The organism is Desulfovibrio sp. ZJ746 (assembly GCF_011039155.1).
In the GTDB taxonomy this organism is placed as follows: Bacteria; Desulfobacterota; Desulfovibrionia; order Desulfovibrionales; family Desulfovibrionaceae; genus Desulfovibrio.
In genome coordinates, this window is the sequence record NZ_JAAKEK010000001.1 from 912,243 (window position 1) to 937,638 (window position 25,396).

Sequence of the window (25,396 nt, forward strand, 5' to 3'; positions counted from 1 at the left end):
CAGAGGAGGACACAATGAGCACTTTCCTGCGCAAACTTCTCGCGCTGTGCGCGGCCGTGGCGCTTTTGGCGGCGCTTCCTCCCCACAATGCCCGTGCGGCCGGGGATGACGGCACGGGCGTCAAGATGACGCTGGCCGGGGGCCCGCTGGGTGGCGGAGCCTCCATGGCGCTCGCGGCCTTCATGAAGGCCTTTCTGGCCCAGTATCCCAACGCCAAGGTTGACCTGATGCCAGGCAACGGCACGGCCAACCCGGCGCGCGTTTCCGCCGGGCAGGTCAACGTGGCCCACGCGCAGGGCGCGCTGCTCAAGGCGGCCAGCGAGGGCAAGGCGCCCTACAAGAAGAAGCACGACAACCTGCGCTCGCTCTTCTCGCTCAACGACGACTGCCGCCTCCTGCTCTTCGCGCGCGAGGACGCGCCCATCCAGAGTCTTGAGGACCTGGCCAAGAACCATCCCGCCATCCGCCTGAGCCCGGCCACGCGGGGCTCCACCAACGACATGTTCACCCGCTGGGCGCTCGGCGCCTATGGCGTGGATTACCCGGATATCGAGAAGTGGGGCGGCACGGTCACCTATATCAATTTCGACGCCATGGTCGACGCCATGAAGGACAAGCAGCTCGACATGGTGGGCTACAACGGCCCGGGCTTCCCGGCCTTCCTGCGCCAGATACTGCTTTCCAACCCGGTGCGCTTTTTGCCCGTGGGCGAGGAGGAGATGGCCAAACTCAAGGAGCGCGGCCTCAAGGCCTCGGTCATCAAGGCGGGCGAGTTCGAAGGCCTGCCCGCGCAGGACGTGCCCGTTGCCACCGACACCACCGAAATCATCTGCAGCGCGGACATGCCCGACGAGCTGGCCTACAAGATCGCCAAGATATGGACGGAAAACGCCAGGGACATCGCCCTCGCCAATCCGGGCTACGGCACCTTTGACCCGGCGGTGAGCTGCAAGAACACGGCGCTGCCGCTGCACCCCGGCGCGGAGCGCTATTTCCGCGAAGCCGGCTACCTCAAGTAAGGCCCCGCAGGGTGGAGGTGCAAGATGCAGAACCGTTTACGCGCCTGGCTCCAATACGTCTTTGTTGCCCTGGCGGTGGTGCTCACCGTGTTCCAGCTCTACAGCACGTCGGGCATCGCCATCTTCAACTCCACCCTGCAACGCGTGGCCCACTTGAGCCTCGTGCTTTGCCTGACCTTTATTTTCGTGCCCTGCACCACCAGGTACGGCAAGGAAAAGCCGGAACCGCCGCTGCTCACGGTCATCGACATCGCCCTGGCCTGCCTCGCCCTGGGCATCGCCGTCTTTTACTTCCAGAATTCCAACGAGATATTTGACCGCTTCGCCTATGTGGACGAGGTGACGCCGCAGCAAATGTTCTTCGGCACGGCGTCGTGCTGGAGGCCACGCGCCGGGCGGCGGGGCTGCCCCTTGTCATTGTGGCGCTCTGCTTCATCGCCTATGGCCTGTTCGGGGCGGACCTTCCCGGCGCCTTCGGCCATGTGCCCATCACGCCGGAGGCCATGATCGAGCAGCTTTTCCTGCTCACCGAAGGCATCTACGGCGTGGCCATCGGCGCGGCAGCCACCATGATCTTCGCCTTTGTGCTCTTCGGGGCCTTTCTCGAAGTCTCCAACATGAGCAGCGTCTTCATGGACCTCTCGTGCGTGCTGACCAGAAAGGCCAAGGGCGGCCCGGCCAAGGTGGCCATTTTCGCCTCGGCGCTTTTCGGCACCATCTCCGGCTCGGCGCAGGCCAATGTCTACGGTACGGGCATTTTCACCATCCCGCTGATGAAGAAGGTAGGCTATTCAGCGCCCTTCGCCGGTGCCGTGGAAGCCTGCGCCTCCACGGGCGGCCAGCTCATGCCGCCCATCATGGGCGCGGCGGCCTTCATCATGGCCGACATCACCCAGGTGGGCTACCTCACCATCGCCAAATCGGCGCTTCTGCCCTCCATCCTGTTCTATCTTTCGCTTTACGCCATGATCCATTTCGAGGCCGTGAAGCACAATATCGGCACCATGCCGGCGAGCGAGATACCGCCGCTTTCGTCGGTGACGCGGCGCCTCTACTACCTGCTGCCGCTGGCCTTCCTCATCGTGATGATGCTGCTCGGGCGCAGCGTGAACTTCTCGGCCTTCGCGGGCTGCGGCGTCATCTTCCTGCTCTCGCTCTTCCGGGAGGAGACGCGGCTCACGCCGCGCAGGCTCCAGAAGGTCGCCGTCACGGCCACCCGCAACACCCTGATGATCACCTGCGCCTGCGCCTGCGCGGGCATCGTTGTGGGCATCATCAGCCTCACGGGGGGCGGCTTCAAGCTCATCAACATCCTCATGTCCTTCGTGGACGGCAATTTGCCGCTTCTGCTCGTCATGCTCATGCTCACCTGCTTCATCGTGGGCATGGGCGTGCCCACGGCCCCGGCCTACATCATCGTTTCCGTGCTGGCCGCGCCAGCCATGATCAAGCTCGGCGTGCCCATGATCGGGGCGCACATGTTCTGCCTCTATTACGCCGTGCTCTCCACCATCACGCCGCCCGTGTGCATGGCGGCCTTCTCGGCGGCGAGCATCGCGGACGCCAACGCCATGAGCACCGGCTTCACGGCGGTGAAGCTCGGGGCCATCGCCTTCATCATCCCCTTCTTTTTCGTCTACCAGCCGGAGCTCTTGTTCCAGGGCTCCTTCACTGACATAGTCATGGCGACGGTGACGGCCATCGTGGGCGTCATCGGCATGACAGCCGGGCTCCAGCGCCAGTTCCTCACGAGCTGCGGCATCGTGGAGTCGGCCCTGCTGTTCGCGGGCGGCCTGTGCTGCATCTACCCCGGCTCCCGGACAGACCTCATCGGCCTCGGGCTCATCCTCGGCATCGGCCTCTTCCAGTACTGGCGCAGACAGCCCCGCCACGGTGAGCCGGCAAGGGCGGAGTGACCATGCTCGATTTCAGGCTGTTGCGCCATTTCTGCGCCATCGTCACCGAAGGGCAGATCAGCCGCGCCGCCCAGACCCTGCACATCAGCCAGCCCACCCTGAGCCTCTCCCTCAAGGAGCTGGAGGAACAGGTGGGCATGCCGCTCATCAACCGCAGCGGCGGCAAGTGGCAAGTGACCGAGCACGGCCAGCTCTTTTACCAGGAGGCGCAGCGCATCCTCGCCCAGGTGGAGGAGCTCGGCAAGAAACTGCGCAATCCTTATGCTGGCGCGTCCGCCATTTTCGGCGAGGTGCGCCTTGGCTGCAGCGGCTTTTGCACCTCCTTTGTGCGCGCCGTGCTGCCGCCCCTGCTCCGGCACTATCCCGGCATCCGCATAAGGCTGCTCCTCGCCGACAACCTCACGCTGGAGAACACCATCCAGAAGCAGGGGCTGGACCTGGCGCTCATCCAGTTGCCGGTCATCTTCGGCAATTGCGAGTCCGTGCCCCTCCGGCCGCAGCATTTCGTGTCGTGCTGGTCGCCGCTCCTGCCCGCGCCGCCCGACAGGCCCGTGAGCCCGGAGGCGCTGGCCGCGCATCCCATCCTGCTCTCGCGCAGGTGGTCCAATATCGGGGCCTTCCGGCCGCTCATCATCGCCATGCAGGAACGCGGGCTCGAGCCGCATGTCATCCTCGACACGCCTTTCGCGACCCTCATCCCCGATTTTCTGCGGACCGTGGCGGCCGTGGGCATCGTGCCGGAAAACGAGCTCGACAAGGTGCCTGCGGAGACCTTTGCCGTGCGGCCGCTGGCCATTCCCACGCTGGAGTTCCGCTCGGCCATCATCTGGCACAGGCACAGCGAGCTTTCGCCCGCGGCCGCCAAGGTGGTGGAGCTTTTGCGCGAGCTGGACGCACAGGTCGCCCCCGGCGCGTAAAGCCGCCTCGGCACGTTTCCTCACCTCATCCTCACTGGAAAGCCCCATGCAGATTATCGACTTTCGTTGCCGGCCGCCCTTCGACGCCATGACCAGAGACTGGATATTCGCGCTGGACGACAAGCCGGGCAAGCCGGGTCTGCGCGCCAAGTACCAAAAAATGGGCATGGAACTGCCGCCCTCGCTGCTCGGGCGCTCCATGGAGGAATTCCTGAAGGAATGCGACAAGGCCCACATCAGCAAGACCGTGGTCCCCCTGCGCCGGCTCCCCACCCAGAACAACGACCACCTGGGCGAGCTTTTGCGCGCCTATCCCGGCCGCTTTATCGGCTTCGCGGGGGTGCAGCCGCTGGAGGAGGGTATCGCGGGGGCGCTCGCGCAAATCGTGCTCCATGTGGTGGGGGGGCCGTGCCGCGGCGTCTACATGGAGCCCGGCCTTGACCCGCACCCCTGGGCCGTGGACGACGCCAGCATCTTTCCCATCTACGAATTCTGCCAGCAGCATGACATCCCCGTGTGCCTGCTCTATGGCGGGGTCTTTCACCAGAAAACGCCCCCGAGCTACGACCTCTACGAACCGCGCCGCATCGAGCGCGTGGCCCGTCGCTTCCCGGAGCTGCGCATCCTGCTTTCGCACGCCTGCTGGCCCTTCACGACGCTCGCCTGCGCGGTTGCCCTCAACTGGGAGAATGTCTGGCTCTCGCCGGACGGCTTCATGATCGACCATCCCGGCTCGCAGGACTATGTGGTGGCCGCCAACTACCGGCTGCAGGACAAGATCATCTTCGGCAGCCTCTACCCGAGCATGCCCATGGAATTCGCCGTCGCCCGTGTCAAGGAACTTTTGCGGCCCGAAGTGTGGGACAAGGTTTTTTATGAAAACGCGGCCCGCTATCTGGGAGAACCGGACGGGCAACCCACGAAGGACGCCTGAGCCGGATTTTTAAAAACATCTTTTCCAGGGCGGGACACGTCGGGGCGCCTTTTGCCACGGAAACGGGCCAAGCCCCGCCGGGGGACCCGTTGTCTCCTCCGCTTGTTTCATCCCTGTCCAACACAGCGCCATCCCCGGCCATTCGGCGCATCTTTCTTGCCGCGGGCGGACGCTCTATTGATAAAATTCATATGACCTAGAGAAAATTTGTATTTGTTCTATAGGCAAATTCCCCCTATCAAAAACTATCGGGAACCATCGGGAAAGCGCTTGCGCGTCCGGAACCTTCGCCGGCTCCGGAGTCAACATGCGGCGCAAGCCCTGTTTCACCTGAAGAGTACAAGGGGGAACCATGAGATTCAGGAAGTTTTCTCTGGCGGCACTGTTCCTCGCCCTGTCTGCCTTTGCCCTCACCCTGCCGGGAGCTCCCGCCACGGCGGCGGAAACCGCCTCCCTGGGTGTCGGCACCGTGGGCGGCACCTACTATGTCATCGGGGCCGGGCTCGCCAAGGTGGTGGAAAAATACATCCCCGGTTTCACCTTTTCCCTCGAATCCACCGGCGGCGGCAATGTGCCCACGCGCATGATCCAGGCGGGCAAGCTGGATTACGGCCTCGCCACCAGCGGTCCCATGGTCTGGAACGCCAAGGACGGCTATAACCCCGAGCTTATCAAGACCTACACCAATGTGCGCACGCTCTTCCCGCTGGGGGCCCAGTATTTCACCTACTGGGCGCCGGCGACGAGCGGCATCAAGAATTTCCGCGACATTGCGGGCAAGACCTTTTCCGGCGGCCCCAAGACCTCGGTGACCTCCGCCTTCACCCCCATCTGGCTCAAGGATTTCGGCCTCACCCCGGGCAAGCAGGTCAACGCCGGCATGGGCGAGCTGCCGGGCCTGATGCTGGACGGCATCATCGAGGTGGCAGGCGCCGGGCATGGCAATCCCAGCGGCCCGGCCGTGGAGACGGATTCCGTCACGCCCATCACCATCCTCGAATTTTCGGACGAGGACATCGACTATATCACCAAGCACTATCCGGTGTTTCGCCGGATCATGCGCCCGGCCGGAGGCTACAAGAATTTCACGGAGACCAAGCCCACTCTCGCCATGTGGGGTTTTTGCCTCTCCGGCAAGGACGTTTCCGACGACATGGCCTACCAGCTGACCAAGGTTTTCTTTGAACATCTCGAGGATTTCAAGGCGGTCTATCCGCCGCTTCTGGAAATGAAGCCCGAGGATGTGCTCGCCTCGCCGCTGCCCATCCATCCCGGCGCGGTCAGGTATTACAAGGAAGTGGGCGTGGATATTCCCGAAAACCTGATTGCCAAATAAGCAGGCCGCAAGCCTGCGGGGGTAAGGGATGAGCCAGGACAAGAATTTCGACGTGCCTTTGGCAGATGGCGAAAACGTCTCGCTGAAGCGGACATTCGCGGAAAATTCCCGGTGGATGTACCTCATTTACGCCATCACCGTGGTCATGGCGCTGTTCCACCTGGCCGTCCTTACCCTCTATCCCATGGAACCCTGGCTCTTTTCCATGGGGCATCTCCAGTTCGGCGTGATCCTGGGCTTTCTCTATTATGCGGGCACGAAGAAGCAGGCCGCCAATGTGGGCCTCATCGACCTTTTGCTCATTGTCGCCAGCATCGCCGCCTACCTGTACGTCATCTTCGAGCTGGACGACCTGCTGGAACGCGAAGGCGCGTTTACGGAAAACTACGACCTGCTTTTCGGCATCCTCATGTGCCTCGTGGTGCTCGAGCTCACGCGGCGCACGGCCGGCATGATTCTCACCGGCCTGCTCCTCCTGGCCATGGCCTACTGCTATTTCGGCCCGTGGCTGCCGGGGCCGCTGGCGCACCGGGGCTATTCCTTCGAGCGCATCATCAGCTACATGTTCAGCACCTTCGGCATCTTCAACGCGCCGCTCAATTCCACGGCGCGCTTCGTCTACCTGTTCGTGCTGTTCGGGGCCTTTCTGGAGTTTTCCGGCGCGGCCACCTTCTTCATGAACCTTTCCTACGCCGTGGCCGGGGGCACGCGCGGCGGCCCGGCCAAGGTGGCCGTGGTTTCCAGCGGCCTTCTGGGCATGATGAGCGGCGCGGCCACGGCCAACGTGGTGACAACCGGCACCATGACCATCCCGCTCATGATCCGCACCGGCTACAATCCCTATTTTGCGGGCGCGGTGGAGGCCACGGCTTCCACCGGCGGCCAGATCGTGCCACCAGTCATGGGGGCGGCCGTGTTCCTCATGGCGCAGATGATGAACGTCAGCTACACGACCATCCTCGTGGCGGCCATCATCCCCGCTATCCTCTACTATGCGAGCCTGCTCTTCTCCGTGGACTTCGAGGCGCAGAAAACCGGGCTCTTCGGCCTTTCCCGCGACCAGCTCCCTCCGTGGAGCCTGGTGCGCAGCCAGGCCTATCTCGGCCTTCCCATCATCGTGCTCGTGGCGTGCCTTGTGGTCATCAACACCTCGGTTGTGCTCGCGGGCATCGTGGCGCTTGCGAGCGTGGTGCTCATCGGCATGATCCATCTCCATCAGGAGACCGGGCACTTCTTCGAGCTGAAACGCTTTCTCAACGCCGTAAGGGACGGCGGCACCAACTGCATCCAGATCACGGCCACCACGGCGGCGGCCGGCATCATCATCGGCGCGCTCACGCTCACGGGCCTGGGGGTAAAGATTTCCAGCCTGGTCCTGCTGGCCTCGGGCGGGAACCTCTTCCTCTGCCTCTTCTTCACCATGTGCGTCACCATCGTCCTCGGCATGGGGATGCCGACCATCGCGGCATACGCCATCCCGGCCGCCGTGGTGGTGCCCGCGCTCGTGGACCTCAATGTGCCGCTCCTCAACGCGCATCTGTTCGTGCTCTATTTCGCGGCGCTTTCCTCCATCACGCCGCCGGTGGCCCTGGCCTCCTTCGCCGCGGCGGCCATCGCCAAGTGCAACCCCTTCAAGCTCGGCCTTCTGGGGGTGCGCCTCGCGCTCCCGGCCTTCATCATCCCCTACATGTTCGTGTACGGCCCGGAACTCACCATGTCCGGGCCCATCCTCAACATCATCATCAGCGCGGTAACGGCCATCGTCGGCGTCTGGGCGCTTTCCGTGGCTATCATCGGCTATTTCCGGGCCAACCTGTCCCCCCTCATGCGCATCCTGTTCTTCGTGGGCTCGCTGTGCATGATGCACCCCGACACGCTCACCGACCTCGGCGGCATCGCCTTCCTCGGGGCGCTCGTGGGCTGGCAATTTTACAGGACGCGCGGCAAGGCCCCCCTCCCCCCTCAACCTTAGACACAGGAGAAACGCCCGTGGACAAGAAGGGATGCAACGGCGCGACCAGGCGCCACCCGCTCAAGATGACCGTGGTGAAGCTCACCAGGGCCGCGGAAATGTTCCCCGAGCTCCCCGAGGGCTGCATCGAGAATTTCGAGCCCGTCTGCCCGCGCTTCAAGCTGGGCCAGACTTTCCACATCGACGAAAACGGCAACTGCCGGGAGGACTTTCCCTGCGCCTGGGCCTGGAATGACAATTATGCCGTCATCACCACCATGCAGGCCGGCGGCCATTTCTGCCAGAAGCGCGCGGGCGTGCAGTACACCTGCTGCACAGACGGTCTCAGGCCCGTGGTTTTCAAGGTCGAGTGGTTTGACGACAAGGACCTGCCCGCCACGGAAGCCAAGGAGGGAAAGTAAGATGAAAGAGTACCCGGCCAACCGTTTGCCCCTCTCCATGGGGAATGCCAGAGAGCCCCTGCGCATCACCGTGGTGCGCACGACGGAACTCAAGGATATTTACGGCGACACGCCGCCCACGGGCCTGTGCGGCCAGCCGGAGACCACGTGTCCCCGCTTCAAGGCGGGTGACAGCTACATGGTGACGGACAAGGGCGGCAAGCCCCCGGCCGACTTTCCCTGCGCCTGGGCGTGGCATGACCTCTTCCAGGTGGTGCTGGGCCTGCAACTCGGCGGCAATTATCCCGAATTTGAGGACGGCGTTTATTACGCCTCCTGCACCAACGGGCTGCACCCGGTCTTTTTCAGGCTGGAACGCGCGGAGTAAAAAGCCGACCGCTGCGGCAAAAAAACCTCCGGCGGAACGCATCCCCGCCGGAGGTTTTCGCGTTAATCGAGGCCCAACAGTTTGGCCGCGTTTTTATGGAGCAGCTTGTCCCGCACTTCGGGCTTGAAGCTCTCCCGGAACTCATGCACGCAGGAGAGCGGGGTGAAGGGATAGGCGGAGGCGAAAAGGAAGCGGTCCTGCAGGTAGTAGTTCCCCGCGCGGATATAGTCGTCCTGCCCGGGCAGGTTGAAGAAGTAGAGATCCGGGCAGAGATAGATGTTTTCCTGATAAAAGCAGACGCCCAGGATTTCCTGCACAAAGGGCCAGCAGCCGTGGGCCACGATGAAGTTGACGCCGGGGAAGTCATTCGCCAGCCGGCTGATGATTTTTGGGTGCGAATAGCTCCTGTCCGGGCCGGCGCGGCCGCCGATCATTATCTGCACCGGGATGCCCGCCTTCTCGCAGGCCGCGTAGATGGGATAGAGCCTGCCGTCGTCGGCGTACATGGGCTTTTCCATGGCCCCTGGCTCCAGCACCACGCCCTTGAGCGGCCCGTCGACGCAGAAACGCTCGATCTCCTCAAGGCTCTCCTTGACGTCACTTGCGTCAAGGCCCGCGAAACCCATGAAGCGGCCGGGATATTCCTCCAGCAGGCGCACGATCTCGGCATTGGGCACATTGCCCTTTCTGTGGCCGATGCGCCCGGTGGCCAAGCCCATGTCGATGCCGTTCTCGTCCATTTCCTCGAGCAGGAGCCGCATGGATTCCTCTTTTGCCGAGGCCGACCTTTTCATGCCGATATTGCGCGAATAAAAGTCGGCGGCAGCCTTGTCGGCATACATGCCCACCTTGAGGAAGCCGCCGAAAGGCGGCCGCAGGCGAAAGTCAATTACCATTGCCTTCTCCTTTCTCCAGCGGCAGCCCCAGGAGCTTCGCCGCATTCTCATAAAGCAATTTGTGGAGAAGCTCCTTCGGGAACAGGGTCTTGAACTGGTGCACGCAGGTCAGCGGCAGGAAGGGATAGGCCGAAGCATAGAGGATGCGGTCCTTCATGTAGGATTTCGCCCCCGTGACATAGTCCTGGAAGCCCGGTTGGTTGAAAATATAGAGGTCCGGGCTCAGCCAGATATTCTCCCGCACGAAGCACACGCCGAGCACCGCCTGCACCCAGGGCCAGCCCCCGTGGGAAACGATGAACTTCACCGTGGGAAAGTCCGACGCGATCTTGTGGATGATGCGCGGAAAGCTGAAATCCACATTGGGCCCGGCATTGCCGCCGAGCATCACCATCACCGTGATGTCGTGCTTCTCGCATTCCGCATAGATGGGATAGAGCAGGGCGTCGTCGCCATACATGGCCGGCCTTGCCGCGCCCGGCTCCAGCACCACGCCCTTCAGGGGGCCGTCCACAACGGTTTTCTGGAGTTCCTTCAGGGACCAGCGCCAGTCGAGCGGGTTGAGGCCAGCGAAGCCGATGAAGCGCTTGGGATATTTTTCCACCAGCTCGATCACCGTGGCGTTTTCCATGCCGCCCGCAAAGTGCGCCACCCGTCCCGTAGCCACGCCCATGTCGATGCCGTTTTCGTCCATGTCCTCCAGCAGGAGCTCCATGGACTCCTCGGCGATGGATTTGGCCAGCGGCTCACCGATATTGGCCGCGTAGCTGGCGCAGCGCGCCTTGTTGGTGTACATGCCCAGCTTGACATAGTCGCCAAAGGGCGGCCGGAGCCTGAAATCGATGATCATGGCGTGTTCCTCGGCGCCGGCGCCCGGGCTCAGGCCGGGCGCCGGCGGGTAAGAGGTTATGAGGCGCTAGAAGGAATAGACGAACTTGAGCTGGCCCTTCCACGAATCCTGCTTCTGGAAGGAGGAGTTGCGGTTGCCGGCCTTTTTCCAGGTGTCGTTGTCGATGAAGTTGGCCACATAGCCCCACTCCATCTGCACCGTGAAGTTCTCGTACATCTTGTAGTTGCTGAGCAGGTTGAACTCCAGGAGGCCGTCATTGGTGGTAAGGTAGGGCCCGTCCCACTTGCACCAGGCGTCGTTCCAGGCATAGGCGTTGTTCATGTACTTCACCATGCCGGGCGAGTTGGTACCACCCCAGTAGGCTGCGCGGAAGGTGTGCTTGAGGTCGTTCACGAGGAAGGAGACATCCTTCAGTTGCAGGCCCACGCCCCAGGTGCCGGCGTAGTCCAGCGACTGGTCGTACCAGCTGCCGAGCGACCAGGGATTGTCGCCGAGGAAGGAGGTGAAATTGCCATAGGCCGCAAGGCTCGGCATCCGCTCTGAGCCGTTCTTGGGATTGTCGTCGTCGCCGGAGGCGTACCAGCCGAAAACGCCGGGCTTGCCCCAGTCAAACTTGTATTCCACCAGTGCCTTGGCGAGCCAGCCCTGGCGCTCGGTGCTGGCGCGTTTCAGGTTTTCCGGCCGGGTCGCGCCCTTGTAGGCGTTGTAGCGGCCGAGGGCGCCCACATAGCCGTAGTTGAGGTCGAGCTCGAAATTCCAGGGCTCCAGCGCGGTGATGCCCAGCGGCAGGCCCGCCCAGAACAGGTTGGCGTAGCCCTTGCTGGTACTGCTGTTGGTGTAGTCGCCGCGCGCCATGACGCCGGGATAGGGCAGCAGGGTGTAGTTGGTCCAGCCGGCCGTTGAGTAGCGCGCAAGTTGCGGGTCGCCCGCGGCGTTGACGTTCCACTGGGTGTTCTTGCCCAGCATCCCGAACATGGCCCAGGGCGTGGCCTCGAAGCCGTCATAGGTGATGGGCACGGTGAGGGCGAAAAGGTCCAGATTGTCCAGATAGTTCTGGTGGTAGTTCTTTACGCCGTCCTTGTCCTCGCCGGGATAATTGTCGTTGTAGGGGCGCCCCCACATGGCCGTGAGGCCCAGATTGTCATTTATCTTGTAGTTGGCTAGAATGGCCGCTATGCGCGTACCCATGATGGCCGTGCCACCGGCCTTGTTGGGCATTGCGACATACTGGATGCCCATGCGAGTCTTCAGGTCCGTATTGGGCATCCTCCAGTCTATGTAGGCCCAGCGCACTTTCACGATCTTGCCGTCCGCGCCCAGGGCCGCGCCCTGGTCCGCGTTGCCCAAGGTCGTTGCGCCAAGCTGGATCTGCACCGTGGCGGACAGGTTTTCCGAGGCGATGGCCTCCACGGACAGCCTGATGCGCTGCTTGGCGTCGAACTCGTCATCCGTGAACTTGTTGCGCGTTGTGCCGTTGCGCGTTTCCTTGAGCAGGCGGTACTGGCCCACGTCAAAATTCATCAGCCACTGACCGCCGATCTTGAAGTCGATGGCATTGGCCTCGGCTCCCCCGCAGAGCGGCAGTAAGGCCGCGGCGAGGGTAGCCCCGAGCAGCTTTTTTCCCCATTTCCTCTTCATCGTTCCCCCTGGGATAAAGGTTTTGTATCCTTCACGGCGGCTTGAACCCCGTCAGTTCATGTACTGGCCGCCGCAAACGTCCAGAGTGCAGCCCGTGGTATAGGTGGCGTCGTCCAGCAGGAAGGCGATGGCCACGGCCGCCTCTTCCGCCGTGCCGATGCGGCCCATGGGCACCCGCTTTTCCGTGGCCTCGCGGTTGGGCAGCATCCGCGTGTCGATGGGCCCTGCGGCCATGCAGTTGACGCGGATATGGTCCGCCGCCACTTCGCGCGCGAGGCCCTTGGTGAAGGCGATGATGCCCGCCTTGCTGGTGGCATAGGCGGTCTTGGCATGGCCCGGCGCGCCGCCCGCCGTGGAAAAGCCGTTGCGCCCGGCCGTGGAGCTCACGAACACGATGGCCCCGCCCCCTGCCGCCCGGAAGGCCGGAAGCACGCACTTCGCAAGGTAAAAAGAACTGGTGAGATTGTTGCGGAGGATGCGGTCCCAGAATTCCGGCTCCATTTCCTCCACCGAAGGCGCCGGCGTGGGATTGAGCGCCGCGCAATGGACGAGCGCGGTGACGCGGCCGTGCTTTTGCGCCTCCTCCACCAGGCGGTGGCAGTCCTCATAGACGCCCACGTCGCATTGCACGCCGACGCCGCCGATGGCCTCAAGGTCCGCCGCCGCAAGCGGCGTGCTCCGCCAGGTGGCCGCCACTAGATACTTTTTGCCGAGCAGTTTCGCCGTGGCGAGGCCGATGCCCGTGGCCGCGCCGGTCACTATGGCCACATCCCTCTTCATGACCGTCCCCCTTTCCGTTGCTTATTTCAAAACGCCCTTTTCGCGGTAATACCTGGCGGCCCCGGGATGGAGCGGCGCGGCGGTGTTGGGCGCGTCCTCCAGATTCAGGGTCGACCACAGCGGCACAGCGGTGGCGATGTCGTCCCGGTGTTCCATGATGGCCTTGGTGATGCGGTAGACGAGATCTTCGGGCATATCCGCGTTGACGATGAGCTCCGTGTGCGTGGTGAGCCCGCGCAGGCCCTTCACCTTGCCGTCATAGGCCGTTTCGGAAAATTCCGTCACCTCGCCGCCGAACTCCCTGGCGAGCTTTTGCAGGATCTCCTCATCCACGGGCAAAAAGCGGATGGGCGTGGTGGAGAGAATGTCATTATATTTGAAGGCCGGCTCCTCGCCGTGGTACACGTCTACTTCGATGCGGCCGTCCTTCATCATGTCGATGGAATCGGGAATGGAGAGGGGATAGAGCTTGGCCCCCTGTTCCTTGAGCTGCTTCCAGCCGATGCCGTATTCCTCGAAGATGCGCCGGGGAAGGAGCTCGTTGTTTCCGCCCACGGGATTGATGTTGATGCGCACGGGCAGCTTCTTGTCGCGGATGTCTTCCAGTGAAGTGATGCCGCTGTCCTCGCGCACGGCGATATGCGTGTGGGCCCTGGTGTTCACGTTGGCGAGGCCCATGACCTTGTCCTGCACGCCCTTGAACGGCGCGTCGCCCTTGACGGCCATGTGCGCGTTGTTGGATTGCACCACGCCGATGCCGGACTGCCCCTTCTGCACCCGGAGCACGTTGCTCAGGCCCGCCGAGGGGAACATGGTGTAGTCGATATCCGGGTTATCCTGCATGATCGCCTTGCCCACGGCGCCCATGCCCACATAGAACACGCCGCCCTGGTTGCCGCTGGCGGCGTTGAGTTCGAGCTTTTCCGCCGCGCCCGCCCCCTGCGCCAGAAAAATCGCGCACGCGAAACTCGCCAGTTTGAAAAGGGTTTTACGCATTTTCCCGCTCCTTGAGGTGAAGGTTGGGCCTGCCGGTCAGCTTTTGCGCCAGCAGCACCACGAGGCAGAGACCGATGCCCGCCATATCCGTGGAGAGGCCGGGCAAAATCATGCACAGGCCGCCGATGATGAGGCACAGCCTCTCCACCGGCGAGGTCTTTTTGAGCAGCCAGCCCTGCATCCCGGCGGCCAGGGCGATCACGCCTATGATGGAGGTGATGACGGCCACGGCGATTTCCATGGCCGTGCCCTGCGCCAGAAGCGCGGGCGCATAGACGAACATGAAGGGAATGACAAAGGCCACCACGGCCAGCTTGGCCGCCACAAAGCCGGTTTTCATGGCATTTGCCTTGGCTATGGCCGCTCCGGCGAAGGCCGCCTGGCACACCGGCGGCGTGACCACCGAGATGATGGCGTAATAGAAGCAGAACATATGCGCCACGATGGGCAGGCAGCCGGCCTTGATCAGCGCGGGCGCGCCCAGAGCCGCCACGATGATGTAGGCCGGGGCCGTGGGCACGCCCATGCCGAGGATGATGCAGATGACCATGAGGCAGACGCAGAGGATGAAGAGATTGTTGCCCGCGAGGTCGGTGATGGCCGCCATGAGCTTGAAGCCCACGCCGGTGAGCGAGATGACGCCGATGATGATACCCGCGCAGGCGCAGCAGGCGCCGATCATCAGCGCGTTGTCGGCGGAGAGGACGAGCGCCTGGGTGAAGCTCTTGAAGGTGAAGCGCGTCTCGGAGCTGAACAGCGCGATGATGGGGATGGAAAGCGTGGCGGCATTGGCGCAGAAACTCACGCTGCGGCCCATGCACATGAGCGTGATGAGCACCACGATGGGCAAAAGATAATAGAGCCGCCGGAACACGCGCTCCCTCGTGGGCACGAGCTCGGGGTCGATAAAGCCCAGGTTGGACTTCACGGCCTCAAAATGGATCATGAACCAGAGCGACACATAGTAGAGGATGGCCGGCAGCAGCGCGGACTTGGCCACCGTGAGATAGGGCACGTTGGCGAGGTCGGTCAGGATGAAGGCCGCCGCGCCCATGATGGGCGGCATGATCTGGCCCCCCGTGGAGGCCACGGCCTCCACCGCGCCGGCGAAGGTGGGCTTGTAGCCGACCTTCTTCATGAGCGGGATGGTGAAGATGCCCGTGCCGTACACATTGGCCACGGCCGACCCGGAGAAGGTGCCGAACATGCCGGACGCGAAAATGGCCACCTTGGCCGGGCCGCCCCGGGATTTCCGGGTCAGGAGACAGGCGATGTCCATGAAAATGTTGGTCATGTTGGACTTTTCGAGAAAAGCCCCGAACATGATGAAGCCGAAAATGGTGCCGCACGCGACCGAGGTGGGTATGCCGTACAATCCCTCGTTGGAAAGGTACATGCACTCCACGATCATGTCCGTGGAAATATCCATGCGCTTCAGCGCCGAGGGCAGCATGTCGCCCCAGGCGGCATAGGCCAGAAAGACCAGCGAAATGATCACCAGCGGCCAGCCCGTCATGCGCCGCGTCACTTCCAGCGTGAGGACGACGGCGAGGATACCCAGCCAACGCGCCGTTTCGGGGATGTCGTCCACATAGCGCATGCGCTCCATGATCCCGTCGGTATGCAGCGTGATATAGGCCGCAATGGCGATGGCGAGCACGCAACAGCAGAGGTCGCAGAGAATGACCAGCGGGTTTTCGGGCCGCCCGTCTTTCGGCGTATAGGGCGGCTTGAGCAGGAAGATGAGGACCATGACAAAGGCCACAAAATCCGCCCGCATCTGCGTCCCTTCCAACACGCCAAAGCTCGTGAACCAGATCTGGAACAGGGTAAATACAATGGCAACAGCAGCAGCCACCGGTTTCAGACTTTGCCTTGTGAGCATAGTGCAGCCACCTGGTTTTGCGTTATTTCGTGCCAAGCTGACTCAATAAACTTGATTCTACTGTCAGATATTTAGATGAAGCGACCCATTAATAAAATTACAATTTTTTTATATGCGGCATTGAGAAAATCAATTCCCCGCGAGGAGAACACAGCCGGGGAAAAATCCGAAGAAGGGACCAAAAAGTCTTTAATATCCACATATCTCCAGCATCTTCACCTCAATTCTGGGTGCCCATTAGAGGAGCGCGGGCAGCGATGCTTGCCCTGCCTCTCTAAACCTACCTCCTCTCTCTTCTGCCATTGCCGAAGATGGATTTTCCGCTCACCGAGCACTGTTCGTTACGCGCATTAGATGGTGAAGCCCGCGCCGGAACCGCGGCCCTTCTTTCCCCATTTCCGCTGCGTTTTCGGCGCTCGGTCTTTTGGCTTTCAGGATGCGAGAAGCGCGGCGCCGAGCAGCCCGGGGGAGTCAAGAGGGGCGCGCCCCTTTTGCAAGATGACACATGGGCGGTAGCACATGTGTCATCTTGCCAGGAAGAACCCCTAACGTGCAGTGGCTTTTTTGCAGGGGTGGAAAAATTTTCGTTATGCTGCCCTCAATCTTTGACAAAGGAGGCACAGCCGTGGGGAAAATCGGAAAGATCAGGCCGGAGCAACTGAGGATGGCCCGAAAGATTATAAAAGAACTGCCGGTGAAGGATACTCGCTGCTCCCGCGAGGAGGCGGCGGCATTTCTTGAGAAGGATCTCAAGCGGGCGTTCCGGAAAGGCTACACTCCAAAAGAGCTATGTGCCCTCTTGAAAAAAGCCGGGATCATCATCTCGGAATTCCTACTCGCTCGCTATCAGGAACCCGAAGTGGAGGAGGTGGAAAACGGGGAGGTAGAGTCTGAGAAACAGGGTAGCAGCGCCGAGGGGAACCGCTCCCTTCCCGCCCGACAAACCGAGAATATCAAGGTGGTAAAAAGCATCACCACGCCGGGAGGCCTTGAGGCAAAGCCCAAACCGAAATCTGAGCCGGCTCGTTATGGAACTTTCACCATAACCCCAGATACACCCATAGGTGAGTTGTAAACTCACGCCCCGTTTTTCTCTATGAAGGCCCTGAGGAAGATGTGGGAACAAGCAAAAAATCCTTCGCTTGGAGAGGCCATGGGGAGAATCCGAACCGCAGCGTTAGTTCAGCAGAAAAGAGACGTGCGGATATTCCAAAGCGCGAGGTTACTCCACTAAAATACTCCCAGTGACCCAGCGCAAAATCTTTAAATGTGGGGTTCTGAACCACAGGTAGTTGCGAGCGGACGGTTCAAAGGGCTGACGCTTCGCTGTGTCCTTCAAAGCACCGAACTGGATGCCGGCTTTGGTCGAAATTTCCAAACTTCCGCGGCTTGACCAAGCCACGGGATGCCATATAGCTTTTCGGAGTGGTAAACGCATTGGCAGGGGCCAAGGTTTCGCTGGGGCCAGAATGGAGTTTTCAGCGATGCCAACTCTGAGAAAAGATCGGGGAAATGCTTGGCTTGCCAGAGTCATCATAGACGGCAAAACAGTGGATACCAAGTTTTTCCCGGCGGGTCGGCCCAAAGGCCCGGAATGGATGGCCGCAAGGCAATGGGAGATAGAGAGGAAAAAGGAATTCCTGGAGGGACGGAGAAAAATTGAGACTCCCTCGGGCCTGGAGCTTCTCTCGGCTTGGGGAGAGCGTTATCTGGCTTTTGCGGAAAGAACCATGTCCCACTCCACCTATGTTGAGAAAAAAACGGTCATGAGTGCGCTGTTCGCGTATTGCCACCAAGAGGGCATTTCGGACATCGCCAAACTGACCAAGCCCATGCTCTATCAATTCCTTTCGGAGGTGGCTGATGAGCGGGGCTCCAAGCGGGCAAATGTCTATCGGAAGAATTTGCTGTCGGCGTGGAACTGGGGGTTGGAGAGTGTGGAGGGTTTTCCGCAAGTGCTGTCGCCTCTGGAGCGCATCAAGCCTTTTCCGGCAACGGCTGGCGAGCGTTACGTCCCGCCGGAGGAGGATGTGATAAAGGTCTTGCAGCAGGCCAAGGGGCAGGATTTGGTTATGTTGCTGGCCTATTATTACACTGGCGCGCGAAGGAGTGAAATCTTCCGTCTTTCATGGGAACGGGACGTGCGGTTGGACACTGGCCGCATATGTTTGACGGATCACAAAGCGCGTGACGGCAAGGAGCGTGCGCGGTGGCTGCAACTTCACCCTGAGCTGCACAAAGCCCTGCGCTGGTGGCATGATGCGAGGCCCTGCAAGGTGGACAATGTGTTCATGCAGACACAATGCAACGAGACGATGGGCCAGCCGTTTACGCAGCGGAACCAGCTTATGCCAAGGCTCTGCGCGAAAGCCGGAGTGAAGCCCTTTGGCTTTCACGCCATGCGGCACAAGGCGGCCGCCATCACGTTTGTGGGAGGCGGCATTTCCGCCGCTCAAACGCTCTTGGGGCATTATCACGCCACCACCACGGACAGATATGTGAAGAGCGCCGGTCTTTACGGCAATCAGGAAATCATCATGTCCGCGTTGAGCGAGAGCGGCATCGGGAAGGCGGCGGAAATGCTCTTGGAAAAAGAAATGCCCCACGGCTAAAATTTCCGTGAGGCAATTTGTAACCAGAGCTTTGTAACCAGCTTGGTTTGATAACCTTTAACCGGCCATAACTAGTTGAAATCTTTGGCGTCCCCAAGGGGATAAAATATTTTTTATATCTCACTGAAATTGCACAATATATTTGCATAAATAATTTTTATTCCCACAAAAATACCTACAAAATTGAAAAATCTTGAAAGCCCCGGTTGGACGCTGCTGGATAATGACCGGCTTAGGCTTGGCTGACTGGTTTCTCCTCTTATCTCAATAGTATTCAAGTCAAAATCGCAAGCATACCGTGATAGGGGCGCCACTTGCCTTGTACGGAGAAACGCCGTATATAGATTCCGAGGTGATTACCATGACGCAATCTCACGAAACACCCATGTCCCGTATTGATGCGAGGATTCCCCTTGCCGTCCGGGAAACCATTGACCGTGCCGCCGCCATGCAGGGGCGCACCCGCACGGATTTTCTGATTGAAGCGGCTCTCGAAAAAGCTGAACGGGTCATAGCCGAGCAGGCCATCATTCGCCTGAGTATGCGGGATCAGGAGCTTCTGGCCGAGGCATTGCAAAAACAAGAATCGCTGGAGCCAACACCGTTCCTCAAAAAGCTGGCGGATGAATATGAGGCTACGGTTAAAAGCTTATGAAGCTGCTGTTTGACCTCCTAGCTCCAAATATGGACAGGGGCGGCTTTACTTGTGGCGAACCAGTTCTTGACGCCTACCTGCACAAGCAAGCCGGCCAGGATATGAGGCGTGGCTATGCCACAGTCATCGCCGCGCGGCAGGCCACGAGCCCCGAAAAGGTCGTGGGCTTTTATACCCTTTCGGCGGCATCCATCCTTCTTACCTCCCTGCCTAATGAAACGGCCCGCAAGATGCCACGCTATCCAGCCGTTCCCGCAATTCGCCTTGGACGATTGGCTGTGGAGACATCGCAGCAGGGGCAACATATCGGGAGCCTACTTGTTCTGGACGCTTTGCGTCGGGCCTGCCGAAACGAGCTGGCTTGGGCCGTTTTTCTGGTTGATGCCAAAAGCAAAAGAGCGGCAGTATTTTACGAAAAATTTCTTTTTCAGCGTTTTCATGAGAATCCATTAGCACTTTGGATGCTCAGAAAAAACGCAGAGATAATTATAAAGCAGTCATAATAAAATGATACGACATCTTTTATTAAATAATACCAGATTAAAAATTGTTATCTTCAAATAAAATATTTTTAAGAATATGGCTACTACAATATTAATAACTATGTTTTAAGATGTCATTAGCTTAGGACTGAGAAGTTACGCAATCCCTAAGTACGCGCCTCAAAGACTACCTAGTGATTCAACGCCACATTGAAAGTATACTACAATATCTAGTTCATATTCGTCTTACAAAAATATTTTAAACTATTAAATAATTTACTTCGCCGCTTATCTTTTTCGATAAGATTTATATATATATTTTCCACATATCTATATAAAAAATCAAAAAAATAGGCGGCTTGTAGTTCCTTTGTAGCATTTGGGGTGGAAAAATTAGACAGTAAATCTCCTTCAACATTTTCATTTGATATTTCTAAATTATGAAAAAACTGAAACTTTAAATTAACCTCATGAATTATAATTTTGGAATTATAATTAATATGATTTCTAAGTCTAGAAGGCGGATATGCATCGGATAACATATACCTTCGAATTTCTTTATAAAAGTCTTTTTCATATCCTGAACAAATCGATTCGGTAAAGGTAAATAGACTCTTTAAGAGGTCCCAAGTACTCTCGTGTGCACCTAACTTTGTGGATTTAAGATTAATCTTAACCTCATTAGTATCACTACTTGGTCTCATTTGATAATTTCCTTTTTTAAGACGTATTATTTCACCTTGATATAGTGTGAGTATATTGGATAGCTTATTACTTAATCCGTCATCAATATACAAATAGCTACGAACGCTTGGAAAAATTCTTAAAAGAGCAGTGGCCGAAAAGAAACCCATATAATATAATGTAACAAATGACCAAGATGGAGACATTTTTGTTTTGCATTTTTTGTAAACAGCTCGTTGCATGTATGCGCGTGAAAAAAATAAGGAAAAATCACAAATAGAAGAGGGGACATAATCATCTTTCATAATTCTAAAACTAAATTCATTATGGCTATCTTGTTTTGCAAAAAAAGAATTATCACATAATGTATCTTTAATAGAATAATCAGGATTTAATAAATAATCATTAAAATAAGGCCTAACTACATCTACCACCTTTTTTTTAATAGCTTTACTACAACCATCAAGAACGAGCATTTAAAACATATCCTCATCTATTGCCTTACGCCTACTTTGATGAATAGCGGTTCGCATATCATTCTGTAATTTTGTAATAGTTGAATTATTTGAACCCGTATATGTATCAAATGATAATGTCGATATCGGTTCAAGAATATCTAAAAATGAACTCACCTTAAGATTAGAATATTCATTTAATACAACTTCACACGCTTCATGGAATAAACCAAAACTGGCTCTAAAATATATGCTTTTATATAACTTTACTGATGAATTATTAGACTTATCAAGAATTTTTGACATAGCGGTTATAAAGTTAGAAACAGCTTTGAATATAATATCATCAGATTCATTTGATAGTTGTCCACTAGTAAATATTGAAGTCGTTGAGGCGTTAAAGAGGCTACGAGATATTTTTCCTGCTGCACTCCTGGAGGATGAAAATTTACCCTTAAGTACCGAAGCCTCATTAAGTCTATCAAATAATATTCGCTGCCTTTCCTCAGTTTTTGTTTCAGTACCGGCCAAATTTTTTATATCAAGTAATAAAGCTGCAGGAACACCTTTTTGCGTTGTATTAATGTCAATAAAAAGCTTAACTTCCTCCGAAGTTTTTAAATTATCGAAAATTACAACTGGCACATAATAGGTTTTTTTAGCCAGCTTAAATCCATATAAACGGTGTTGACCATCAATAACTAAAAATGCACCTTTTACACCATAAAACTCTATTGTCGAATTTGACTTATTATATGTAAAATTAGAATTTGGTTGTGCACTAAGAATGAGAGCTGATGGAATGACACCATTTTGCTCTCTCATATATTTTGCAATTTCTCTTGCCCTTGTTTCATTAAGTAGGCGCTGAAATCCCTTACCTGATGCGTCTTCATCTCTACGCGATACAACCGAATACTCCGATAAAACATCACTTGGCATTATTGACAAATAAAATTTCTTCTTATTCTGTTCACAGGGGACTGCATTATAGATCATTTTTATAAAATTTGTGCGAACCATAGTAGCCATCCATGACCTCCAATAGCATTGGTTTATTAGTACTGAAAATCCTAAAAATATTTATATAATTAGCACCAAAATCCTCTACGCCTAATCGATAAGAAAAAGAAATCGAAAATAATTTTTTAAATTAATAGAGCTTATGTTTTTACTCCTATCCAAGAAAGTATGTCAAATTATATAACCTCGATAAAAAAAAGTAAAGATTTTTATCATGTGTGACTTATTTTTTGCTTATCTAGCATGCCTCCAATCTAGTTCTATGTACTATATTTATTCACGATCAATGATTTCCGGTTAAGGTATAATAAAAATGCAATAAATTTCTATTAAATGTGGAAGTAATCCATATTCAATCTCGCAGGTGAGGAGATTCGGAACTTGATTCATCATAGCATGCATTTCTCCTAAGCCTTATTCCCGATTTCTAGACATTTTTCAAATGCTCATATTGCATCATATGTCCATTGTCCAAACTACAATCCTGTCTTAATGAGTAGATTACCGTCATGGCATTAATCGAGCTTCCGCTAAGAGTTCTCTGTGGGGCGACCTGCGTTGCTTGACGCCCATATAAAGGCGATTCGTAATTTTTAACTCAAAAACATGTTCCTCTTCCGCGGCCGATGCCAACACTTTGCTGCCATTGGCTTTTTCCAAGAATGGTTTGCTCATATGTACGCCATGTGCACTCAATGACTCCGCAACACCATCTTCGCTTCAAAGTCTGGCTGTCCGGTCTAGTTGTAATGTTTCAATAGGTTGTTCACCCTTCTTCAATCCGGTAAAGCTGGAAGTGGCAAACAACAGCAAACTGGATGGGAAGAAGGGTGAACAGACACAAGAATGCCAAACTTACGGCACGAGGTCGAGAAGAAATGGTGCGGCGGCTTGGGACAAAAGCGGCTGCCGCGGTGGCCGCTGATTATGGCCTGAGTGTGCGCACAGTCAGAAAATGGAAGCATCGTTATGCCGTGGGAGGCGTCGAGGCGCTTGCCGATGCCAGTTCTCGGCCTAAACGGTGTCGATGCAGTCTGACAAGCGTGGATATGAGCCAAATCCATGAACTGCGTATAGCCCGCAAGACCGGGGACGAGATCGCGCTTCTTCTCGGCTTGAGGCGCAGTACGGTGTTTCGCGCATTACGCAAATTGGGCCTTTCCCGGCTGTCCTCCCTGGAGCCTAAAGCGCCAGTTCAGCGGTATGAGTGGGACAGTCCAGGGGATATGCTCCATGTGGATATAAAGCGGCTCGGTAAAATTGACGGGATTGGCCATCGGAAAGCAGGAACCCGCCAAGTAAAACGGCGCAGGCCCGGTTGGGAATACCTCCATGTCTGCGTGGATGACGCTTCGCGGCTGGCATATACCGCGATCCATGCGGATGAGACCGCGGAATCCGCTGTAGAATTTCTTTGGTGCGCCGTTGCGTGGTATAAGCAGCATGGAATTGAGGTGAAAAGGGTTCTTACCGATAACGGAGCCTGCTACAAATCGAGGAAGTTTCGTCAGGCTTGTCGTGAACTCGGTATCCAGCATAAAAGGACAAAGCCATATCATCCACAAACCAATGGAAAGGCAGAACGGTTTATCCGAACAGCCTTAAAAGAGTGGGCATATGCGTCTACATATACCCACTCATGGAAACGAACCCAGGATTTGCCTCTGTGGACGTATCGGTACAATTTCCAGCGTCCTCATACGGCGCTGGGAAGAAATCCTCCAGCTTCCCGGCTACCTGGAGCGGGAACAACGTGTTGACACTCTACATCTAGGTACAAGCAGTATCTGGCATAACCGGACGCTCTTTCCCCCAGCCTTCTTTCGCAAGACCAAGAGCAAAATCAAAATGTATGGGCTGCCGCATCACGACGATCATAGCCGACCTTTACGATCATAATCGATACCTTGCAGCACGGAAGTCGCATCGAAAGATTGCTGAAACTTCCCAGATGGTATATCTTGTTTTATTGACAAGGTCTACACTTGCTTCAAGCGATTTGAGCTTGAAATATATAGTTTGTCACGCACATCAAACAAAATACTGAAGACAGATTATTTGAGCGGCTCTCAGTGAACTTGAGATACGGAGTGAGCTCATACCATTCCGATAAGGTCGCCTTCTGTGAGAAACCACTACCTGGCGTTGGGTAGACTATCGAGCACTTGAAGGCGCCGGCGGTACGAATTCCTGACCAATCACTTCCGGCTGAGCCCAAAAGCAATAGGCGATACCTACAGAGGCCGCCAGTAAGTCGAGTAATTCTTTAGGAAAATCAAGCAACACCTACGAATCCATGAGCATTACGGCTACCCTAGAAAACACGATCATGTTCCAGGTCCTTACGTTCCTCACAGTATATATGCTTCTTGCTTATCAAAATATGCCGAGCTGCATCGATATCTCCTTCCATCTGCCTTTTCAACTCGTCTCGATTGCCCAACTTTGGCTGGTTTCATTGGAAGGTCTCTGAGTTCCCACAGACGAATAATGGATAATCCATTCAATCTTTGCTTGTTTTCTCACTATGGAGGAGTTATATAGAAAATGACTTTTCTTTAGGATAATATGATATTAAAAATCCTTCTGCCCTGATATAATTATTTTCATACTGATGCATACTACTTTATTGCCAATCACATAAGAAAATTATATTCTTCTTGATTTATAATTGATATTAATAAATTCTTTGATAAGTCAATATGATTTCAATTTTTTTGTAACTTTGTTGACTCTTTCCCAATAACTGCTTAACCTTTATGACGTTTCCATCATTACAACAAGCTGGAGGCTTGAAGAAATGCTGAAACAACTCATGTTGTTCCTACAGAGGACGGTTGGGCTTCAAAAGATACTGGGAATACTAGAGCCTCAAAGATTTTCCAAACAAAAAAAGAGGCAATAGACTGGGCAAGAAATCATAGCAGACGCGAAGGAAATGAATTATTTATCCATAATAAAGATGGAATAATATGAGCTAGTTTCGACTTGATCTGACAATAGCCCCTTGAAAAGCAAGGGGAACTCCGTTTTGATGGAAGTGCAAATAACCCATCAACCGGGCACGATGCCCACGGAGTTCCCGATGGAAAGTTTTAATCAAAGCGTCATCAAGCACAAGATCGGACTTCTCAACCTTGCCGCCGAATTGGGCAATATCTCCAAGGCTTGTCGTATCTTGGGCTTTTCCAGGGATACGTTCTATCGGTATCAGGCAGCCAGAAATGCCGATGGCGTTGAGGCCCTGTTTGAAGTCAGCCGGAGAAAACCCAATCTGAAAAACCGGGTCGAAGAAGCCACTGAACAGGCGGTGGTCGAGTTTGCCACGGCATTTCCCGCTCATGGGCAGGTCAGGGCCAGCAACGAGCTCCGAAAGCGAGGTATCTTCGTGTCGCCGTCCGGAGTCCGCTCCATCTGGATGCGCCATAACCTTTCATCCATGAAGCAGCGACTGACGGCTTTGGAAAAGATGTCAGCGGGCCAGGGCATCGTCCTGACGGAGGCCCAGGTACAGGCTTTGGAACGAAAGAAACAGGATGATGAGGCGTGCGGCGAGATTGAAAGCCATCACCCCGGCT

At 56.2% G+C, this 25,396-nt stretch carries 22 protein-coding genes and 2 pseudogenes; 16 read left to right on the top strand and 8 right to left on the bottom strand.

Going from position 1 to position 25,396, the window contains the following annotated elements; all coding sequences use genetic code 11:
* Positions 1-14: 14 nt before the first annotated feature.
* The 9 genes from G7Y54_RS04120 to G7Y54_RS04155 all read left to right on the top strand — a co-directional run bounded on the left by G7Y54_RS04120 (position 15) and on the right by G7Y54_RS04155 (position 8,862).
* Positions 15-1,019, top strand: coding sequence for a TAXI family TRAP transporter solute-binding subunit (locus G7Y54_RS04120; RefSeq protein ID WP_165077632.1), 1,005 nt, complete (start codon positions 15-17; stop codon positions 1,017-1,019).
* Between the two features lie 24 nt (positions 1,020-1,043).
* A complete protein-coding gene (locus tag G7Y54_RS12565; RefSeq protein ID WP_241159352.1) occupies positions 1,044-1,526 on the top strand; it encodes a hypothetical protein in 483 nt (160 codons plus the stop codon).
* On the top strand, positions 1,424-2,935 hold the full coding sequence (locus tag G7Y54_RS04125) for a TRAP transporter fused permease subunit (RefSeq protein ID WP_241159369.1): 1,512 nt from the start codon (positions 1,424-1,426) through the stop codon (positions 2,933-2,935). Before G7Y54_RS12565 ends, G7Y54_RS04125 begins: the two co-directional genes overlap by 103 nt.
* 2 nt (positions 2,936-2,937) lie before the next feature.
* Positions 2,938-3,852, top strand: coding sequence for a LysR family transcriptional regulator (locus G7Y54_RS04130; RefSeq protein ID WP_165077637.1), 915 nt, complete (start codon positions 2,938-2,940; stop codon positions 3,850-3,852).
* Between the two features lie 46 nt (positions 3,853-3,898).
* Positions 3,899-4,786: an amidohydrolase family protein gene (locus G7Y54_RS04135; protein WP_165077649.1), complete on the top strand. Its 888-nt coding sequence runs from the start codon at positions 3,899-3,901 to the stop codon at positions 4,784-4,786.
* Between the two features lie 352 nt (positions 4,787-5,138).
* Positions 5,139-6,122 (top strand): TAXI family TRAP transporter solute-binding subunit, encoded by a 984-nt coding sequence (locus tag G7Y54_RS04140; protein WP_165077653.1) that lies wholly within the window; start codon positions 5,139-5,141, stop codon positions 6,120-6,122.
* 28 nt (positions 6,123-6,150) lie between these two features.
* Positions 6,151-8,094 (top strand): TRAP transporter permease, encoded by a 1,944-nt coding sequence (locus tag G7Y54_RS04145; protein ID WP_165077656.1) that lies wholly within the window; start codon positions 6,151-6,153, stop codon positions 8,092-8,094.
* A gap of 17 nt (positions 8,095-8,111) precedes the next feature.
* Complete coding sequence (locus tag G7Y54_RS04150; protein WP_165077658.1) at positions 8,112-8,495, top strand: TIGR04076 family protein; 384 nt, start codon at positions 8,112-8,114, stop codon at positions 8,493-8,495.
* A 1-nt stretch (position 8,496) separates the two neighbouring features.
* Entirely contained in the window at positions 8,497-8,862 is a 366-nt protein-coding gene (locus G7Y54_RS04155; protein WP_165077661.1) for a TIGR04076 family protein, read from the top strand.
* A gap of 62 nt (positions 8,863-8,924) precedes the next feature.
* Here G7Y54_RS04155 and G7Y54_RS04160 read toward each other — a convergent pair whose 3' ends face one another.
* The 6 genes from G7Y54_RS04160 to G7Y54_RS04185 form a co-directional block, all read right to left on the bottom strand.
* Positions 8,925-9,758 carry an amidohydrolase family protein gene (locus G7Y54_RS04160; RefSeq protein ID WP_165077663.1) on the bottom strand — a complete coding sequence of 278 codons (834 nt, stop codon included), beginning with the start codon at positions 9,756-9,758 and terminating at the stop codon, positions 8,925-8,927.
* Positions 9,748-10,608, bottom strand: coding sequence for an amidohydrolase family protein (locus G7Y54_RS04165; protein ID WP_165077665.1), 861 nt, complete (start codon positions 10,606-10,608; stop codon positions 9,748-9,750). The genes G7Y54_RS04160 and G7Y54_RS04165 overlap by 11 nt, the downstream gene beginning before the upstream one ends.
* Before the next feature lie 66 nt (positions 10,609-10,674).
* On the bottom strand, positions 10,675-12,246 hold the full coding sequence (locus G7Y54_RS04170) for an outer membrane homotrimeric porin (protein WP_165077667.1): 1,572 nt from the start codon (positions 12,244-12,246) through the stop codon (positions 10,675-10,677).
* A gap of 51 nt (positions 12,247-12,297) precedes the next feature.
* Complete coding sequence (locus tag G7Y54_RS04175) at positions 12,298-13,026, bottom strand: SDR family oxidoreductase (RefSeq protein ID WP_165077669.1); 729 nt, start codon at positions 13,024-13,026, stop codon at positions 12,298-12,300.
* A 21-nt stretch (positions 13,027-13,047) separates the two neighbouring features.
* The gene (locus G7Y54_RS04180; RefSeq protein WP_165077672.1) at positions 13,048-14,022 is read right to left on the bottom strand and encodes a TAXI family TRAP transporter solute-binding subunit; all 975 of its coding nucleotides are present in this window, start codon (positions 14,020-14,022) and stop codon (positions 13,048-13,050) included.
* Positions 14,015-15,907 carry a TRAP transporter permease gene (locus G7Y54_RS04185; protein ID WP_165077674.1) on the bottom strand — a complete coding sequence of 631 codons (1,893 nt, stop codon included), beginning with the start codon at positions 15,905-15,907 and terminating at the stop codon, positions 14,015-14,017. Before G7Y54_RS04185 ends, G7Y54_RS04180 begins: the two co-directional genes overlap by 8 nt.
* Before the next feature lie 550 nt (positions 15,908-16,457).
* Between G7Y54_RS04185 and G7Y54_RS04190 the strand changes: the two genes are divergently transcribed.
* The 4 genes from G7Y54_RS04190 (at position 16,458) to G7Y54_RS04205 (ending at position 19,677) form a co-directional block, all read left to right on the top strand.
* The gene (locus G7Y54_RS04190) at positions 16,458-16,982 is read left to right on the top strand and encodes a hypothetical protein (protein ID WP_165077676.1); all 525 of its coding nucleotides are present in this window, start codon (positions 16,458-16,460) and stop codon (positions 16,980-16,982) included.
* 394 nt (positions 16,983-17,376) lie between these two features.
* Positions 17,377-18,519 carry a tyrosine-type recombinase/integrase gene (locus G7Y54_RS04195; protein ID WP_165077678.1) on the top strand — a complete coding sequence of 381 codons (1,143 nt, stop codon included), beginning with the start codon at positions 17,377-17,379 and terminating at the stop codon, positions 18,517-18,519.
* Between the two features lie 361 nt (positions 18,520-18,880).
* Positions 18,881-19,174: a DUF1778 domain-containing protein gene (locus G7Y54_RS04200; RefSeq protein ID WP_165080175.1), complete on the top strand. Its 294-nt coding sequence runs from the start codon at positions 18,881-18,883 to the stop codon at positions 19,172-19,174.
* On the top strand, positions 19,171-19,677 hold the full coding sequence (locus G7Y54_RS04205) for a GNAT family N-acetyltransferase (RefSeq protein WP_165077682.1): 507 nt from the start codon (positions 19,171-19,173) through the stop codon (positions 19,675-19,677). The genes G7Y54_RS04200 and G7Y54_RS04205 overlap by 4 nt, the downstream gene beginning before the upstream one ends.
* Before the next feature lie 209 nt (positions 19,678-19,886).
* Here the strand turns inward: G7Y54_RS04205 and G7Y54_RS04210 are convergent, their stop codons facing one another.
* Positions 19,887-20,816: a hypothetical protein gene (locus G7Y54_RS04210; protein WP_165077685.1), complete on the bottom strand. Its 930-nt coding sequence runs from the start codon at positions 20,814-20,816 to the stop codon at positions 19,887-19,889.
* Positions 20,817-21,827, bottom strand: a complete 1,011-nt coding sequence (locus G7Y54_RS04215; protein ID WP_165077687.1) for a DGQHR domain-containing protein — start codon at positions 21,825-21,827, stop codon at positions 20,817-20,819. It abuts the gene before it with no gap.
* 821 nt (positions 21,828-22,648) lie between these two features.
* Between G7Y54_RS04215 and G7Y54_RS04220 the strand changes: the two are divergent.
* From G7Y54_RS04220 to G7Y54_RS04230, 3 genes and pseudogenes are all read left to right on the top strand, one after another.
* Positions 22,649-23,592: pseudogene (locus tag G7Y54_RS04220) on the top strand (IS481 family transposase).
* A gap of 1,052 nt (positions 23,593-24,644) precedes the next feature.
* Positions 24,645-24,794, top strand: a pseudogene (locus G7Y54_RS12780) (DUF2188 domain-containing protein); the annotation flags it as partial.
* A gap of 109 nt (positions 24,795-24,903) precedes the next feature.
* Positions 24,904-25,396, top strand: a 493-nt coding sequence (locus tag G7Y54_RS04230) for a helix-turn-helix domain-containing protein (RefSeq protein WP_165080177.1), incomplete at its 3' end; no start/stop codon positions are given.